The organism is Nonomuraea sp. NPDC049504, from assembly GCF_040676845.1.
In the GTDB taxonomy this organism is placed as follows: domain Bacteria; phylum Actinomycetota; class Actinomycetes; order Streptosporangiales; family Streptosporangiaceae; genus Nonomuraea; species Nonomuraea salmonea.
Window position 1 is genome coordinate 177,341 of the sequence record NZ_JBFAPT010000020.1, and the last position, 16,596, is coordinate 193,936.

The 16,596-nt window shown below is 73.1% G+C and carries 14 protein-coding genes; 9 read left to right on the top strand and 5 right to left on the bottom strand.

The window, feature by feature from the left end:
- From AB0K28_RS33330 to AB0K28_RS33370, 9 genes are all read left to right on the top strand, one after another.
- On the top strand, positions 1-1,203 hold the full coding sequence (locus AB0K28_RS33330; RefSeq protein ID WP_364377780.1) for a heterodisulfide reductase-related iron-sulfur binding cluster: 1,203 nt from the start codon (positions 1-3) through the stop codon (positions 1,201-1,203).
- Complete coding sequence (locus AB0K28_RS33335) at positions 1,200-1,946, top strand: IclR family transcriptional regulator (RefSeq protein ID WP_364377782.1); 747 nt, start codon at positions 1,200-1,202, stop codon at positions 1,944-1,946. The genes AB0K28_RS33330 and AB0K28_RS33335 overlap by 4 nt, the downstream gene beginning before the upstream one ends.
- 18 nt (positions 1,947-1,964) lie before the next feature.
- Positions 1,965-2,705: an IclR family transcriptional regulator gene (locus AB0K28_RS33340; RefSeq protein WP_364377784.1), complete on the top strand. Its 741-nt coding sequence runs from the start codon at positions 1,965-1,967 to the stop codon at positions 2,703-2,705.
- 3 nt (positions 2,706-2,708) lie between these two features.
- Positions 2,709-2,921 (top strand): DUF2277 domain-containing protein, encoded by a 213-nt coding sequence (locus AB0K28_RS33345; protein ID WP_364377786.1) that lies wholly within the window; start codon positions 2,709-2,711, stop codon positions 2,919-2,921.
- Between the two features lie 60 nt (positions 2,922-2,981).
- Positions 2,982-4,883 (top strand): hypothetical protein, encoded by a 1,902-nt coding sequence (locus AB0K28_RS33350; protein WP_364377788.1) that lies wholly within the window; start codon positions 2,982-2,984, stop codon positions 4,881-4,883.
- A gap of 78 nt (positions 4,884-4,961) precedes the next feature.
- Positions 4,962-5,846, top strand: a complete 885-nt coding sequence (locus tag AB0K28_RS33355; protein WP_364377790.1) for a hypothetical protein — start codon at positions 4,962-4,964, stop codon at positions 5,844-5,846.
- A 382-nt stretch (positions 5,847-6,228) separates the two neighbouring features.
- Positions 6,229-6,906 carry a response regulator transcription factor gene (locus tag AB0K28_RS33360; protein ID WP_345398985.1) on the top strand — a complete coding sequence of 226 codons (678 nt, stop codon included), beginning with the start codon at positions 6,229-6,231 and terminating at the stop codon, positions 6,904-6,906.
- Positions 6,903-8,141 (top strand): HAMP domain-containing sensor histidine kinase, encoded by a 1,239-nt coding sequence (locus AB0K28_RS33365; RefSeq protein ID WP_364377792.1) that lies wholly within the window; start codon positions 6,903-6,905, stop codon positions 8,139-8,141. Before AB0K28_RS33360 ends, AB0K28_RS33365 begins: the two co-directional genes overlap by 4 nt.
- Before the next feature lie 67 nt (positions 8,142-8,208).
- On the top strand, positions 8,209-8,562 hold the full coding sequence (locus AB0K28_RS33370) for a PepSY domain-containing protein (RefSeq protein WP_364377794.1): 354 nt from the start codon (positions 8,209-8,211) through the stop codon (positions 8,560-8,562).
- 60 nt (positions 8,563-8,622) lie between these two features.
- Here AB0K28_RS33370 and AB0K28_RS33375 read toward each other — a convergent pair whose 3' ends face one another.
- From AB0K28_RS33375 to AB0K28_RS33395, 5 genes are all read right to left on the bottom strand, one after another.
- Positions 8,623-9,294 carry an HNH endonuclease family protein gene (locus AB0K28_RS33375; protein ID WP_345398976.1) on the bottom strand — a complete coding sequence of 224 codons (672 nt, stop codon included), beginning with the start codon at positions 9,292-9,294 and terminating at the stop codon, positions 8,623-8,625.
- A 61-nt stretch (positions 9,295-9,355) separates the two neighbouring features.
- Positions 9,356-12,580, bottom strand: coding sequence for a 2Fe-2S iron-sulfur cluster-binding protein (locus tag AB0K28_RS33380; protein WP_364377796.1), 3,225 nt, complete (start codon positions 12,578-12,580; stop codon positions 9,356-9,358).
- Positions 12,577-12,819 carry a sarcosine oxidase subunit delta gene (locus tag AB0K28_RS33385; protein ID WP_345398961.1) on the bottom strand — a complete coding sequence of 81 codons (243 nt, stop codon included), beginning with the start codon at positions 12,817-12,819 and terminating at the stop codon, positions 12,577-12,579. The genes AB0K28_RS33380 and AB0K28_RS33385 overlap by 4 nt, the downstream gene beginning before the upstream one ends.
- Complete coding sequence (locus AB0K28_RS33390) at positions 12,819-14,021, bottom strand: sarcosine oxidase subunit beta family protein (protein ID WP_364377798.1); 1,203 nt, start codon at positions 14,019-14,021, stop codon at positions 12,819-12,821. Before AB0K28_RS33390 ends, AB0K28_RS33385 begins: the two co-directional genes overlap by 1 nt.
- Complete coding sequence (locus AB0K28_RS33395) at positions 14,018-16,399, bottom strand: FAD-dependent oxidoreductase (RefSeq protein ID WP_364377800.1); 2,382 nt, start codon at positions 16,397-16,399, stop codon at positions 14,018-14,020. The genes AB0K28_RS33390 and AB0K28_RS33395 overlap by 4 nt, the downstream gene beginning before the upstream one ends.
- Between the last annotated feature and the right edge of the window lie 197 nt (positions 16,400-16,596).

The following is a 16,596-nucleotide window of genomic DNA, read 5'->3' on the forward strand; positions in this document are numbered from 1 at the left end:
GTGGACCCGGAGCTGATCAACGACTGCGTGCACTGCGGGTTCTGCCTGCCGACGTGCCCGACGTACGCGCTGTGGGGCGAGGAGATGGACTCGCCGCGCGGCCGCATCCACCTGATGAAGCAGCACGTCGAGGGCACCCCCGTCACGCCCGAGATGGCCGGGCACTTCGACGCCTGCCTGGGCTGCATGGCCTGCGTGACGGCGTGCCCCTCGGGGGTGCGCTACGACCGGCTGATCGAGCAGACCAGGGTGGAGGTGGAGCGGGAGCATGTCCGCGAGCCGCAGGAGCGCGCCGTGCGCGGCATCGTCTTCAACCTGTTCCCCTATCCGCGCAGGCTGCGCATGCTGCGCCCGACGATGGGGCTGGCCAGGCGGATGGCGCCGTTCCTCGAGCGGGCGAACCCGAGCCTGGGCGCCATGGCGGGGCTGGCGCCCCGCGTCGAGCGGCGGCAGCGCCTGCCGCGCCTGGTGAGGGCCAGGGGCGAGCGCCGCGCCACGGTGGGAATGCTCACCGGGTGTGTGCAGCGGGAGTTCTTCCCGCAGGTCAACGCGGCCACCGCGCGGGTGCTCGCGCTGGAGGGCTGCGACGTGGTGGTGCCGCCGGAGCAGGGCTGCTGCGGGGCGCTCAGCGTGCACTCGGGGCTCGACCGGCAGGCGGGGCGGCTGGCGCGCAGGACGGTGGAGGTGTTCGAGCGGGCCGGCGTGGACACGGTCGTGGTCAACGCGGCGGGCTGCGGCTCCACCATGAAGGAGTACGCCGAGCTGCTCGGCCGCGAGCCTGGCTTCCGGGTCATGGACCTGTCGGAATATCTGGCCGAGCTGGGCCCGGTGGCCAAGCGGCACCCGCTGCCGCTCACGGTGGCCTACCACGACGCCTGCCACCTGGCCCACGCCCAGGGCGTGCGGGCGCAGCCGCGCGAGCTGCTGGCCGGCATTCCCGACCTGGAGGTGCGCGAGATCCCCGAGTCGGCGATCTGCTGCGGCTCGGCTGGCACGTACAACCTGCTGCAGCCGCAGGCCGCGCGCGACCTCGGCGACAGGAAGGCGGCCTCGGTCCGCACGACGGGGGCCGAGCTGCTGGTGTCGGCCAACCCGGGGTGCACGATGCAGATCGCCGCGGCGATGAAGCGGGCGGGCGCCGACATCAGGGTCGCCCACACCGCGGAAGTGCTCGACGCCTCCCTGCGCGGGGTCACGCTGTGAGCGTCCAGTCCGTGGAGCGGGCGCTCGACGTGCTGGAGGCGCTGGCCGAGCACGGGGGCGAGGCGGGGCTGTCGGAGATCGCGGCGCGTACGGGCCTGCCGTACGGCACGATCCACCGGCTGCTGCAGACGCTGCTGTCGCGTGGCTACGTCCGGCAGGAGTCCGACCGCCGGTACGCGCTCGGCGGCGGGCTGGTCCGGCTGGGCGGCATCGCGGAGAGCATGGTCGGGGTGTGGGCGCAGCCGTACCTGACGAAGATGGTCGAGCTGTCCGGCGAGACCGCGAACCTGGCCGTGCTGGAAGGCGACTTCGTCGTCTACGTCGCGCAGGTGCCCTCGCCGCGCAGGCTCCGGATGTTCGCCGAGGTGGGCAGGCGGGTGCTGCCGCACAGCACGGCGGTGGGCAAGGTGCTGCTGGCCGGGCGGCCGGCGGCGGAGGCGCTGGCGGTGTTCGAGCGCACCGGCATGCCGCGCCGCACGCCCAACACGATCACCGAGCTGCCCGCGATGCAGGCCGAGCTGGAGGTCGTCAGCAGCCGGGGCTACGCGCTCGACCTGGGCGAGGAGGAGCTGGGCGTGCACTGTCTGGCCGTGCCGGTGCGGGACGGGAGCCGGGTGGTCGCGGCCATGTCCGTCTCGGGCCCCGCCGAGCGGATCGACGCCCTCGACCGCGACGAGCTGGCCGCCGGCATGCGGGAGATCGCATCGCAGTTCGGTGACGAGCTGGGACCGATCGCCGACTGAACGATATTCTGTTGCGCTATGAGCAACAGCACGTCGGTCCAGTCGGTCGATCGTGCCATCGCGATCTTGGAGATCCTCGCCCGCGACGGCGCCAGCCGGGTCACGGACCTGGCGACCGAGCTGGACGTACACAAATCCACCGCCTTCCGCCTGCTATCGGCCCTCGAACAGGGCGGGCTCGTCGAACAGAGCGGCGATCGCGGACGCTACCGGCTCGGGTTCGGCGTCGTGCGGCTGGCCGGCGCGGCCACCGCCCGCCTCGACCTGTCGGGCGAGAGCCGCCCCGTCTGCCTGCGCCTGGCCGAGGAGATCGGCGAGACCGTCAGCGTGGCGGTGCCGCGCAACGGCGACGCGGTCAACATCACGCAGGTGCGCGGCCCCGCCGCCATCAGCGGCCACAACTGGGTCGGCCAGCGCACCCCCTCCCACGCGACCTCCAGCGGCAAGGTGCTGCTCGCCTTCGGCGCGCTGCGGCCGCCCGCCGAGCTGGAACGCTACACGCCCAACACCATCACCTCGGCCGACGAGCTGGGGCTGGAGGAGATCAAGGAGCGCGGCTGGGCCACCGCCGTCGAAGAGCTGGAGGTGGGGCTCAACGCCGTCGCCGCGCCGATCAGGGGCTCCGACGAGTCGGTGGTGGCGGCCGTCAGCGCGTCGGGCCCGTCGTACCGGCTGACGCAGGAACGGCTGCCCGAGGTGGGGGCGACCCTGGTGGCGGGCGCGAACGAGATCAGCCAGCGCATCGGCTATTACGGTTGAGACATGTGTAGAAGCATCAAGACCCTCCGCCCGCCGTACACCGAGAGCGTGACAGAGGAGGACGTGCGGGCGGCCGCGCTGCAGTACGTCAGGAAGATCTCCGGCTTCCGCGCACCCGCGGCGCACAACGCGGAGGCGTTCGACCACGCGGTCGAGGCGATCACCAGGGCGTCGGAGGAGCTGCTCGGCGCGCTGCAGGTCCGCGGGAGCCGTTGACAGGTCCTGCGCACGGGATCAGTGTCCCGGTATGACCCCTTAGCGATCCCAGGAGCTCCCATGATCAGCGGGTTGTACGAGGGACAGGACGGCGACTCGCGGCTGGCGCTCCGCGTCGACGTCGACGGGCCGCGGCCGACCGGGCGGGTGAGCGGTGACCTGTTCACCGTGGCGGGCGCGACCACCTCCTACGCGGGCTCGTTCGTGGTGCACGCCCCCGACGTGCGCGACGGGCTCATCCACGGGCGCGGCGACTTCACCTTCGACGTGCCCGACCGTGACGTGCGGGTCGAGCTCGCCGACGGGGCGGGCAGCGCGGTGGTGGCGGGGCGGGCGTACCCGGTGGTGTTCGCCTCCCCCTACTTCCGCAGCGTGCTGCTCGAACAGGACTCCGTGGTCGGGTCCGTGCCGTTCGCGTCGTACCGGACCGGCACGCTGCCGGGGCCGGCCGCTTCGCCCGACAGGGAGCTGACGGTGGCGGCGGCGTACGCGGAGGCCGGCGTCGAGCTGCGGGTGGCCGGGCCCGAGGTGATCCCGGTCGAGGGGTCGGGCGCCGACCTGGCGTGGGACGACGCCGAGCTGCACCACGCGATGACCCGGCACTTCGGCGCGTTCGGCGACGCGCCCGCCTGGCGGGTGTGGCTGCTGGTCGCCGGCAAGCACGTCGGCGGTTACCGGGGCATCATGTTCGACTATGACGACGCCCACCAGCGGCAGGGCTCCGCGGTCTTCTACGACGCGATCAAGGGGGACACGCCGGAGTCGCGGCGGGCGCAGCTGCGCACGTACGTGCACGAGCTCGGCCACGCCTTCAACCTGCTGCACTCCTGGGAGAAGAACCTCGCCGGCCCGCCCCAGCCGCTCGGCCCCGAAGGCGGCTTCGGCGACCTGTCGTGGATGAACTACGCGTGGAACTACCGTCCCGGCGGCGAGCCGGCGTACTGGGCGGCCTTCCCGTTCCAGTTCACCGACGCCGAACTGGTCCACCTGCGGCACGGCTTCTACCGCGACGTCGCCATGGGCGCGAACGCCTTCGGCCGGGGCGCCGCCGAGATCGACCCCTTCGAACGGCCGGTCGAGGACCACTCCGGGTTACGGCTGGAGCTGCGCGCCAAGGAGTCGTTCGAGCTGGGCGAGCCCGTCGTGGTCGAGCTGAAGCTGTCGTGCGCGGGCGAGCCGGTGACCACGCACGGCCACCTGCACCCCGACACCGAGTTCACCCAGGTCTCGATCACCCGGCCGGACGGCTCGACCGTGCTGTACCGGCCGATGATGCGGCACTGCGTGGACGGCTCGACGGACGTCAGGCTCGATGCGGGCAACCCGGCGATGTACCGCAGCGCGTACGTCGGGCACGGCCGCGACGGGCATTACTTCCAGCAGCCAGGCGAGTACCAGGTGCGGGCCCGGTACATCGCCGCCGACGGCTCCCGCATCGTCTCCCCCGCCTGCCCGGTCAGGGTGCGCCTCCCGGTGAGCCGCGCCGACCACGAGGTGGCCGAGCTGATGCTGGGCGAGCAGCAGGGCAAGCTGTTCTCGCTGCTCGGCTCCGACGCGCCCGAGCTGCGCGCCGGCAACCTGGCGCTGGACGAGCTCATCAACCGGCACGGCGGCCATCCGCTGGCCGTCTACGCCCGGCTGGTCAAGGGGCTCAACGCCGAGCGCGAGTTCAAGGAGCTGACGCCGGGCGGGCTGCGGGTCCGGCCGCCCGACCCCAAGCAGGGCATCGAGCACCTCGGCCAGGTCGTCCGCGCGGGCGGCATCGACAACATCACGCTCAACCTGGCGATGCGCCGCCTGGCCAGGGCCGAGGCGCGGCAGGGCGACCTCGTCAGGGCGAACGCCGTCATGGACGCGATGGTCGCCACGTTCCAGGCGAAGGGCGTCAACCCCATCGTCATGGGACAGATCCGCCGCCAGGCCGAGCTGACGAAGTCGGCGCTCAGCGCCGAGGCGCCCTGACACCGGCGGTCAAGCCGCCCGCAAGGTGATCTCCCTACCGTGGCCGTGTTCCCCGGCTTCTGACCATGGGAGGACCGAGTGATTTCACCTCAGCGGCGTGCCGCCCTCAACGTGCTGCTGCCGTGGCTCTTCGCAAGACAGGTGTTCAAACCCCAGGTCGGCACGGGGAAGAAGGACCGGCTGCTGGACCGGCTCGCGTTCTGGCGGTCGGCGACCGGCCTGGTGATGATCGTGATCGCGACGTCGAACTACCAGCACATCATGTTCGTCTCGGGCAGCCTCGGGCTGAAGGTCGTGCAGAGCGGCGTGGTCGCGCTGCTCCTGCCGCCGCTGGCGTTCGTCGTCCTGCTGCTCGTGACCCGGCCCGGCCTGCGCGGCACGCTCATGCCGGGCGCGCGGCGGCTGCTCGCCCGCGCGGGGCTCGCGGTGGCGGTCGTCGTGCTGCCGTTCGTCACCTGGTCCTTGCTGGTGGCGGCCGGCGACGGCACCGTCGCGATCTCGCTCCCGGACGCCGGGGTGGGGACGTTGTTCCTCATCCTGCTGTCCCCGCTGCTCTTCCTCTGGTTCTGGTGCTTCTGGGGCTGCACGCTCTACTGGGCGGCGCGCACCGGGCTGTGGAGCGCCGAGCTGCACCCGCTGCTCGCGCCGGTCGGCACGACGGCCGTCATGCTGCTGGTCACCGGTCTGGAGCTGAGCGAGGGCGACCCGAAGGGCGTGCCGTTCTGGCTGTGGCTGACACTCAACCTGTGCGGGGTCGCCTCGTCCCTGACGCTGGCCGTGCTGGAGTACCGGCACCTGCGCACGTCCGGTCACCGCTGGCGCGAGGGGCCTGGTCAGTGCTCGCGTACGACGGGGGCGCCGCCCGAGCAGACGATGGTCAGCTCGACCTCCTCGCCCTCGTCCGGCTCGAACTCCACCTTCGCCTCACCCGCAGGCCCCGGCTCGACGCCGTCCACCTTGTAGTCCTGGGCCGGGCTCCACGAGCGCAGCGTGACCAGGCCGCCGTCGCAGGAGGCGATCACCGTGCCGCCCGCGCTGCGGATCAGCCGGCTCTGCCCGGTCTGCGTCGCCGCGGGGGCCGGGGTGGCGGCGCCGCGGGTGGTGGCCGTGGCCAGCTCCGCGCGCACCTCCTCGGGGCCGAGCACGTGGCTGTCGGAGCCGGTCAGTCCGTTGCCGAGCAGGCCGAGCACCGCCACGGCCGCGCCGGTGGCGGCGATCGCGGTGGCGGCCCAGGCCGCGACTAGTCTCTTCATCCTGCTCAGGTTCTCCCCTGTCCGGCTAACGCCAGGTTAAGGCGACGCTAAGGCTGCTCAAGGCAGGGCAGGAAAGCGTCTACGTTCTTCGTATGGCAGACATCCTGCTCATCGAGGACGACGTGGCGATCCGTACGGCGCTGAGCCGGGGGCTGCGGGAGCTCGGCCATGCCGTCTCCTCCTCCCCCACCGCCATGGACGGGCTGCGGCTGGCCGTCCAGGACCGGCCCGACCTGATCGTGCTCGACCTCGGGCTGCCCGACCTCGACGGCGTGGAGCTGCTGCGCATGCTGCGGGCGGTCAGCCGGGTGCCGGTCATCGTGGCCACCGCCCGCGACGGCGACGCCGAGATGGTGCCCGTGCTCGACGCGGGCGCCGACGACTACGTGGTCAAGCCGTACAGCGCGGCGCAGCTCGACGCCCGGGTGCGGGCCGTGCTGCGGCGCGCGGGCGGCTCCGCCCCCGAACCGCTGGCGGTGGGCGCGCTGCGGGTGGATCCGCGAGCCCGTACGGCGACGCTCGACGGCACGCCGCTCGACCTGACGCCGCGCGAGTTCGACGTGCTGCACTACCTCGCGGCCCGGCCCGGCGAGGTGGTCACCAAGCGGGAGCTGCTGACCGAGGTGTGGCAGCTGCCGTACGGGGGCGCCGACAAGACCGTGGACGTGCACCTGTCGTGGCTGCGCAGGAAGCTGGGCGAGACCGCGGCCGAGCCGCGCTTCCTGCACACCGTGCGCGGCGTCGGCGTCAAGCTGGTCGAGCCGTCGTGAGGCGCTGGCTGGCGCTGCTCGTCGCGGCCACCACCTCGCTCGTGCTCATCGCGCTGCTGGTGCCGATGGCGCTGCTGATCCGCGCCGTGGCCGAGAACGGCGCGATGAGCAGGGCCACCGCCGCCGCCGAGTCGGTCGCCGTCGCGGTCGGCGCGCCCGACCTGCCGCTGACGGTCGAGCAGGTGTCGCGTCCCGTGACCGTGTTCCTGCCCGACGGCACCACCGTCGGCTCGCCGGCCCGCCGCTCCGACGCGGTCCGCCTGGCCGCGACCGGCCGCAGCGTCACCGCCGCCGCGCCAGGCGGCAGGGAGGTGCTGGTCTCGGCGCAGTCGCCCGGCGGGACCGCGGTGATCAGGGTGTTCGTGCCCGATGACGAGCTGGGGCGCGGCGTGCGGGAGGCGTGGCTGGCGCTGCTGCTGATCGGGCTCGGTCTGGTGGTGCTCGGCATCGTGCTGGCCGACCGGCTGGCGCTGGCCGTCACCCGGCCCGTGGACGGCCTGGCCGGGGTCTCCCACCGGCTCGCCGGCGGCGACCTGACGGCGCGGGCCGAGCCGGGCGGGCCGCCCGAGGTGCGCTCGGTCGCGCTCGCGCTCAACCACCTCGCAGGACGCATCGACGAGCTGCTGGCCGCCGAGCGGGAGTCCGTCGCCGACCTGTCGCACCGGCTCCGCACGCCCCTGACCGGCCTGCGGCTGGACGCCGAGTCGCTGCGCGACCCGGAGGAGGCGGCCCGCGTCCAGGCCCGCGTGGACGCGCTGGAGCGCGCGGTGAGCGCCGTCATCACCGAGGCCCGCCGCCGCACCGCCGGCCGCGAGTCGTGCGACGCGGCGGCCGTGGTGGGCGAGCGGGTGCGCTTCTGGTCGGTGCTGGCCGAGGACCAGGGACGCGAGGTCACGGTCACGTTGCCGGACGGCCCGCTGCCGGTGGCGGTGGGCGCCGAGGAGTTGGCCGCGTGCGTGGACGCCCTGCTCGGCAACGTCTTCGCCCACACCCCTGAGGGCGTCGCGATGTCCGTACGCCTGCGCCCGCACCCGCCCGGCGCCCTGCTCACCGTCGAGGACACGGGCCCCGGCTTCGAACCGGCCCTCCTTGAGCGCGGCACCAGCGGCGCCGGCTCGACCGGCCTGGGCCTCGACATCGCCCGCCGCACCGCGGAGTCGACGGGCGGCGGCCTGACCGTCGCCACCGGAGATCGCGGCGGCGCCCGCGTCGAGCTGCTCCTCGCCGCCCCCTGAAGTGTCTTCTCGCCGCCTTAACCACCGTTTAGCGCGCGATTACCGGGGGTCGCGGTTTGGTAGGGGCATGCGAATCACAAAGAAGCTTCTCGTGGCCGGTGCCGGTGTCGTCTCCCTGATCGCGTGCGGTGGCGCGGCGTACGCCACCGCCGCGACCGCGGCCGAGGCCGCCGCACCCGCCGCACCCAAGGTCACCGCCGAGCAGGCCATCGAGATCGCGCACCAGCAGGTGCCGGGCGCCTGGGTCAGCGAGCTCGACTTCGACCGCAACGACACCGCCGCCGACGTCTGGGAGCTGGAGCTGGTCAAGGGCTCCCAGCGGCACGAGGTGAAGGTGGACGCCGCCTCGGGCAAGGTCACCAAGTCCCAGGTGGACGACAACGACGACCAGGACGACCAGGACGACAACGACGACGACTGATCCTCCGCACCTTCCTGTGGCGCCGGCTCACCCCCACGGTGGGCCGGCGCGCTCATGCGGTCAGCAGGAGTCCAGGATGCCCTTCATGGCGTCCTTCTCCGCCGAGGTCACCCAGACCCCGTATTTCGCTTTCACGTCGATCTGGCGGGCGATGTAGGCGCACCGGTACGCCTTGCGCGGCGGCAGCCAGGTGGCCGCGTCGGAGTCGCTCTTCTGGCCGTTCAGCGGGCCGTCCACGGCGAGCAGGTTCAGCGGGTCGTTGGCGAACTCCTTGCGCTTGGTCGCCGACCACTGCTGGGCGCCCTTCTGCCAGGCGTCCGACAACGGCACCAGGTGGTCGATCTGGACCATGCTGCTGGTTTTCTGGCCGCGCTCGAACTCGATGGTCTTGCCGCTGTACGGGTCGTTCAGGGTGCCGGTCAGCACGATGCAGTCGTGGGTGCCCGACTTGAACGTCTCGTCCTCCATGTCGCGCTTGAGGATGTCGTTACGGGTGTCGCAGCCGTTGCGGTCGACGTCGGACCAGGCCGGGCCGAACTTGTCGCGGTCGAAGCCGGTCTTGGGCGCGCGGCCCTTGACCTCCAGCTCGCCGAGCTTCTTCTTCGCGTCGGCGACCGCGGCGGAGTCGGGCTTCGCGTCCGAGACCCCGCCGCTCGACCGGGCCTCCAGTCCGCCGCACCCGGCCAGCATCGTCACCGTGGCCAGGCCGGCCATGAACGCCCGTACGCGCACGCTTGCTCCCCAGACTTCGCTCAAAAACCTCGTAAAGTCTAGGTAATTCCCCGGTATGTCGTTATAACGCCTCTACGGCATCGACCAGCCACTCCGCCAGATAGCTGGCGAAAGACGATCTCACGTAGATCCGGTACGTATCGGGCGCCCGCCGTTCCAGGATCACCGGCGCCTTGCCCAGCAGGGTCTGGGCATGCCCGGCGAAGGCCGACGGGTGCAGGTCGATCGGGCAGCCGGTGATCAGCACCTCATCGGCCGCCGGGCCCGCCAGCTCCAGCACCGTACGCTGCCCCGACACCTCCACCCAGGCAGGCCCCGGCGTCGCGTCCCCCGCCACGAGCCACCAGGACGGCCCCAGCCGCAGCCCCGCCCCCGGATCCGCGCCCCTGACCTCCCACATCGGCTCGAACGCCACCTCGCGCAGCCGCACCCGCTCCCCGCTCGCCGCCGCGAAGCGCGCGGCGAAGGCGGCGGCCGGGCTCTCCGCCTGCGCCCCGGTGAGCGGCGTGACCGTCCCGGCCGGCAGCGGCTCGCCGTCGCGGCGGGCGTTGCCGGGGTCGTAGAAGACCGGCTCCACGACCGTCACGGGCAGCGCCGCGCCCCCTGACACCGCGGTCAGCCGGTCGCCCGGCGCCGCCTCCCTGGCCAGCGCCAGGCAGAAGGTACGGCCCAGCGCCTCGCTGTGATAGCTGGAGGTGACGTGACCGAGCATCGGCACCACGCCGTCCGGCGATCGCCCGGCCGCCACGAGCTGCGCGCCCTCGTCCACCCGCGCGGCGGGGTCGTCGGGCAGCAGGCCGACCAGGCGCTTGCGGTCCTGCCGCGCGGTGTCGGGCCTGGCGTGCGAGCGCTTGCCGACGAAGTCGGGCTTGCGCTTGGAGACGATCCACGACATGCCGAGGTCCTGCGGGGTGACCGTGCCGTCGGTCTCCTGGCCGACGATCGCGAAGCCCTTCTCGGCACGCAGCACGTGCATGGTCTCGGTCCCGTACGGCACCGCGCCCAGCTCCAGCACCGCCTCCCACAGCGCCCGCCCGTACGCCCACGGCACGTTCACCTCGTACGCCAGCTCGCCCGAGAAGCTGATCCTGAACACCCGCCCCGGCACGCCCAGCACGTCGACGGCCGCGTACCGCATGAACGCCAGATCCACCGCCCCCGGCGCGACGGCCGCGAGCACCCGCCCGGCGTGCGGCCCGACCACCGCGACCGTCGCCCAGTGGTCGGTGACCGAGGTGAACGACACGTCCAGGTCAGGCCACTCCGTCTGGCGCCACTCCTCCAGCCAGTCGAACACCGCGGCGGCGTTGCCCGTCGTCGTGGTCATCAGGTAGTGGTCGTCGGCGAGCCTGGTCGTGGTGCCGTCGTCGAACACCATGCCGTCCGCCCGGCACATCAGGCCGTAGCGGCAGGCGCCGACCGGGAGGGTCGAGTACATGTTGGTGTAGACGCGGTCGAGGAACGTCCCGGCGTCCGCGCCCCTGATGTCGATCTTGCCGAGCGTGGAGGCGTCCATGGCGGCCACGTCCGTGCGGGCCGCGCGGCACTCGCGCCGCACGGCGTCCTCCATCGACTCGCCGTCGTGGGGGAAGTACCAGGGGCGCTTCCACTGGCCGACGTCCTCGAACACGGCGCCGCGCGCCACGTGCGCGTCGTGCATGGCGGTGGTCCTGACCGGGTCGGACAGCTCGCCCCTGTCGCGTCCCGCGAGCGTGGCGAACGACACCGGCGTGTACGGCGGGCGGAACGTGGTCGTGCCCACCTGGCCCGGCGCGGCGCCGAGCAGCGCCGACATGACGCCCACCACGACCGCGCCCGACGTCTTGCCCTGGTCGGCGCCGGTGCCCGCGGTGGTGTAGCGCTTGACGTGCTCGACCGAGCGCATGCCGGTGCCGGTGGCCCTGGCGAGGTCGGCCACGGTCACGTCGCGGTGCAGGTCCGCGAACGCCGGCTCGCCGCCGTCGCCCTCGACCAGCCACAGAGCGGCCGGCGGCGCGATCGGCCGCTCGTCGCACTCAGGAACCCGCAACTCCTCACGGCCGCCGCCCCGCCTGCCCGCGCCAAGCCTGCCCGCGCGGAGCCCGCCAGCGCCGAGCCCGCCAGCGTCCTGCCCGCGCGCCTCGGTCCGGCTCGCGCCGAACCCGCTCGCGCCGTCGGCGCGGCTGCCGGCGAGTGCCAGTTCCGCCGCTTCCGTGCCCGCCGCGTGGCCGTCGGCGATGGCGTCGCGGGTGCCGTACAGGCCCCTGCACGCCCCCGCCGACCGCTCGGCCTGCGCGGACGTGCCCGGCACGAACGCCTGCAGCTCCTCGTCGAACCTGACCCGCCCCTGCGACTGGCTGAACAGGTGCACGGCCGGGTTCCAGCCGCCGGCCACGGCCAGCAGGTCCGCCTCGACGTGCCGGGAGCCGATCAGCACACCCTTGAGCACGCCTTCCGCGTCGCCGGTCGTGCCGGTCACCACCTGCCCGTCGCGGCGGGGATCGACGACCTCGACGACCTCCACCCCGGCCGCCGCCAGGTCGGCCGCCGCCTCGTGGCCGGAGTCTGCGCAGGCGAAGACGACCGCCCGCCGCCAGGGCGCGACCCCGTACCGGTTGGCGTAGGCGCGGGCCGCCGAGGCGAGCATCACCCCGGGACGGTCGTTGCCGGGGAAGGCGACCGAGCGCTCGTGCGCGCCCGTGGCCAGCACCACCCGGCGGGCCCTGATGTGCCACAGCCGCTCGCCGCGCGCCCGCCGCTCCACCGCCACCACGTAGTTGTGGTCGTAGTAGCCGACGGCGGTCGTCCGCGTGAGCACCCGGCCCGGCAGGTCGAGCCCGGCCACCCAGTCGAGCGCGGGCGCGCCGTCGAGCAGCAGCCGCCCGTTGAGCAGGTCGCCGCCGAGGCGCGGCTGGTCGTCCACCAGGATCACCCGCGCGCCCAGCCGTCCCGCGGCGCTCGCGGCGGCGAGCCCGGCGGGACCGCCGCCCACCACGAGCACGTCGCAGTGCAGGTAGCCCTTGTCGCAGCGGCGTTCGTCCACGGCGTGCGGGTCCACCCGGCCCTTGCCGCGCAGGCTCCACGCCTCCAGGCCGTCGTACAGCTCGACCGTGGTGGCGGCCAGCATCGGGTCGGGGCCGACGCGGACGAGCGCGTTCGGCTCCTCGGGGCCCGCGGTGAAGACGCCGCGCGGCCGGCCGAGGGTCACGCTGCGGCCCACCACGCGTACGCCGTTGCGCAGCAGGGCGGCGGCCAGCGTGTCACCCGGCTCGCCCCGCAGCGGGCGGCCGTCGAACGTGAACCTCATATGGGTTTCCTGATCTCGTGGGTGACGGTGTGCCGCTCGACGTCGAACCAGGTCCGGCAGCCGTGCACGTGGAACCAGCGCTCCCGGAACCAGCCCTTGGGGTTGTCGCGGAAGAAGACGTAGTCGGCCCACTCGGCGTCGGACGTCTCGCCGGCCGGGTGGGCGACGCCGGCCTGGCCGCCGTAGTGGAACTCGGTCTCGTCGCGGGGGCCGCAGTGCGGGCAGTCGATGAGCAGCATCAGTGCGCCACCGCCGCCGCGCCGTGCTCGTCGATGAGCGCCCCCGTCGTGAACCTGTCCAGCGCGAACGGCTCCGCCAGCGGGTGCGGGCGGTCGTTGGCGAGCGTGTCGGCGTAGACCCAGCCGGAGCCGGGGGTGGCCTTGAAGCCGCCGGTGCCCCAGCCGGCGTTGACGTACAGGCCCTCGACGGGCGTGCGGCCGATGATCGGGGAGGCGTCGGGCGAGACGTCCACGATGCCGGCCCAGGTGCGCAGCACGCGCACCCGGCTGAAGATGGGGAACAGCTCCAGGGCCGCCGCCATCTGCGCCTCGATCACATGGACGCCGCCGCGCTGCCCGTACGAGGTGTACGCGTCGATCCCCGCCCCCATGACCAGTTCGCCCTTGTGGGCCTGGCTGACGTACACGTGCACCGCGTTCGACATCACCACGCAGTCGAGCACCGGCTCCAGCAGCTCCGACACGAGCGCCTGGAGCGGATGCGACTGCAGCGGCAGCCGCAGCCCGGCCCGCGCGGCGAGCACCGAGGTGTGCCCGGCGGCGGCCAGCGCGACCTTGCCCGCGGCGATCCTGCCGCGCGAGGTCTCGACGCCGACGACCCGGCCGCCGGTGATCTCGAACCCGGTGACCTCGCAGCCCTGGATCAGGTCCACGCCGTACGCGTCCGCCTTGCGGGCCAGCGCCCATGCCACGTGGTCGTGCTTGGCGATGCCGCCGCGCCGCTGCAGCGTGGCCCCCATGACGGGGTAGCGGGCCCGCTGGGAGACGTTGATGACCGGGCAGAACTTCTTGACCTCGTCGGGGTCGAGCCATTCGGCGTCCACGCCGTTGAGCCGGTTGGCGTTGACCCGGCGCCGGCCCTCGCGCACGTCGCCCTGGTTGTGCGCGAGGTTGAGCACGCCGCGCTGGCTGAACTGCAGGTCGTAGTCCAGCTCCGCGCTCAGCCCCTCCCACAGCTTGAGCGAGTGCTCGTAGATGGCGGCGCTCTCGTCCCACAGGTAGTTGGAGCGGATGATCGTGGTGTTGCGCGCCATGTTGCCGCCGGCCAGCCAGCCGCGCTCCAGGACGGCGACGTTCGTCAGGCCGTGGTTCCTGGCCAGGTAGTACGCGGTGGCCAGGCCGTGGCCGCCGCCGCCGACGATGACGACGTCGTAGGCGGGCTTGGGGTCGGGGTTGCGCCAGAGGAAGTCGGGGTGGGTCAACGTCGGATCTTCTCCATCCCGGGGTCGTACAGGGGCTCGGCGGCGACCTCCGCGGGGACGCGGCGGCCGAAGTAGGAAATTTCCACCTGTGTCCCGGGTTGGGCCAGCTCCGCGGGCAGCCAGGCGTAGGCGATGGGACGCTCGATCGTGTGGCCGTAGGCGGCGCTGGTGACGTAGCCGACCGTGCGGCCGCCGTGCCTGACCGGCTCCTTGCCCATGACGACCTCGGCGCTGAGCAGCGGCACCAGCTTGCGGGTGACGTCGGCGTCGAGCGCGTCGCGGCCGATGAAGTCCTTGTCCTGCTTGACCGCGAAGCCCAGCCCCGCCTCGTACGGGGTGTGCTCGCTCGTCATGTCCACGCCCCACAGCCGGTAGCCCTTCTCCAGCCGCAGGCTGTTGAACGCGGCCCGGCCCCCCGCCACCGCGAGGCCCGGCGCCCACAGCGTGTCCCAGAGCTTCAGCCCCATGTCGGCGCTGGTGTAGAGCTCCCAGCCCAGCTCCCCCACGTACGACACGCGCAGCGCCAGCACCGGCACGTGCCCGATGTGGCCCTGCCGGCAGCCGAAGTAGCGCAGGCCCTCGTGCGAGAGGTCCATGTCGGTCAGCGGCTGCACCAGCTCCCTGGCGCGCGGCCCCCACACGCCGACGCAGCAGGTGCCCGGCGTCAGGTCGCGCACGCGTACACCGCCCGGCGCGTGCCTGGTCAGCCATTCGAGATCGAGGTTGCCGTTGGCGCCGACCTGGAAGGTGTGCTCGTCGAGCCTGGCCACGGTGAGGTCGGAGCGCATGCCGCCCTTGGCGTCGAGCAGCAGCGTGTACGTGACGGAGCCGGGCTTCCTGTCCACGTTGTTCGTGGTCATGCGCTGCAGGAACGCCGCCGAGCCAGGACCGCTGACCTCGATGCGCTTGAGCGGCGTCATGTCGTACAGCGCGACGCCCTCCCTGGTGGCCAGCGACTCGCCCGCCGCGATCGGCGACCAGTAGCGGCTCGCCCACGCGTCCCGCAGCTCGGCGCCGGTGGCCGCCCTGGGCAGGCCCTCGTTGGCCGCGTACCAGTGCGGCCGCTCCCACCCCGCCGCCTCCAGGAAGAACCCGCCCAGCTCCCGCTGCCGCACGTGGAACGGGCTCGTCCGCAGCGGGCGCGGCGACTCCATCGGCTGGAGGGGGTGGATGACGTCGTACACCTCGACGAAGTTCTGCTTGCCGCGCTCCTCGACGAACGCCGGCGACAGCTGCGCCTGCTCGAACCTGCCCAGCTCGCACTCGTGCAGATCGATCTCGGAGCGCCCGTCCACCAGCACCTCGGCCACCGCCCGCGCGACGCCGGCCGAGTGGGTCACCCAGACGGCCTCGGCCAGCCAGAACCCGTCGAGGTGCGGCGCCTCGCCGATCAGCGGGAAGCCGTCGGGGGTGAAGGAGAAGACGCCGTTGATGCCGTCCTCGTACTTGGACTCGGCCAGGGCGGGCAGCAGCTCCACCGCGTCGCGCCAGGCGGGGTCGAAGTCCTCCTCGGTGAACGCCTGCACCGACGGCATCGTGGTGCCTCGCGGGCCGATCTCGTCCTGGGTGACCGGCATCGGGCGGTGGGAGTAGGAGCCGATGCCGATGCGGTCGCCGTGCTGCCGGAAGTAGAGGTCGCGGTCCTGGTGGCGGAGGATCGGGCCAGGTCGCAGGGCGCCGAGGGGGCCCGACTTCGCGTACTGGTGGGCCAGCGGCAGCAGCGGCACGCTCAGCCCGGCCATCGCGCCGACCGTCGGCCCCCAGAAGCCGGCCGCGCACACCACCACGTCGGCGGGGATCGTCCGGTGCTCGCCCTCCACCACGACGGCGACGCCGGTCACCCGGCCGCCGCGCTGGTCGATGCCCACGACCGTGTGCCCGCCCAGGAACCTGGCGCCGCGCTCGGTGGCCCGCGCCGCCTGCCGCTCGCCGCACGCGACCGCCGTCGCGAGCCCGTCGGAGGGCACGTGGAAGCCGCCGAGCACCTTGTCCTCGTCGAGCAGCGGCCACAGCTGCGCGCACTCGCCGGGGTCGAGCAGCCGCGCCTCGACGCCCCACGACTCGGCCCAGCCGAGCTTGCGGTGCAGGTCGGTCCAGCGTTCTGGGGTGGTGGCCAGCTCCAGGCCGCCGACCTGGCGGAAGCAGTCCGCGCCGAGCGCGGTGTACTTCCTGACCGTGTAGGCGGCGAACTCGGTCATCGTCTTCGACGGGTTGGTCTGGAAGACCAGGCCGGGGGCGTGGGAGCTGGAGCCGCCCGCGGCGAAGAGCGGGCCCTGGTCGACCACGGTGACGTCCGTCCACCCCCGCTCGGTGAGCTCGTCGGCGAGGGCGCAGCCGACGATGCCCGCTCCCACGATCACCGTACGCGGTCGGCTCATGGTGCCTCCGGTTGTTCCTTATGACGCAACACGCACCGCACTACGCAACGACCATAGATTCCAGGGACCGCCGGAACAAGAGCCACTTCGGTGCACAACGGCCGCATCCGGACTGTGCCCGCACGGGGAGATCGAGCGGGGCGGCGTACCAGTACGCTGACCTCGGATCATCGCATGGGAGGGGGCGTCACGGCACC

Coding starts and splice junctions, on each gene's coding strand:
- AB0K28_RS33340 (WP_364377784.1), top strand. CDS start 1,965: ATGAGCAACAGCACGTCGGTCCAGTCGGTCGATCGTGCCATCGCGATC.
- AB0K28_RS33345 (WP_364377786.1), top strand. CDS start 2,709: ATGTGTAGAAGCATCAAGACCCTCCGCCCGCCGTACACCGAGAGCGTG.
- AB0K28_RS33350 (WP_364377788.1), top strand. CDS start 2,982: ATGATCAGCGGGTTGTACGAGGGACAGGACGGCGACTCGCGGCTGGCG.
- AB0K28_RS33360 (WP_345398985.1), top strand. CDS start 6,229: ATGGCAGACATCCTGCTCATCGAGGACGACGTGGCGATCCGTACGGCG.
- AB0K28_RS33370 (WP_364377794.1), top strand. CDS start 8,209: ATGCGAATCACAAAGAAGCTTCTCGTGGCCGGTGCCGGTGTCGTCTCC.
- AB0K28_RS33380 (WP_364377796.1), bottom strand. CDS start 12,580: ATGAGGTTCACGTTCGACGGCCGCCCGCTGCGGGGCGAGCCGGGTGAC.
- AB0K28_RS33385 (WP_345398961.1), bottom strand. CDS start 12,819: ATGCTGCTCATCGACTGCCCGCACTGCGGCCCCCGCGACGAGACCGAG.
- AB0K28_RS33395 (WP_364377800.1), bottom strand. CDS start 16,399: ATGAGCCGACCGCGTACGGTGATCGTGGGAGCGGGCATCGTCGGCTGC.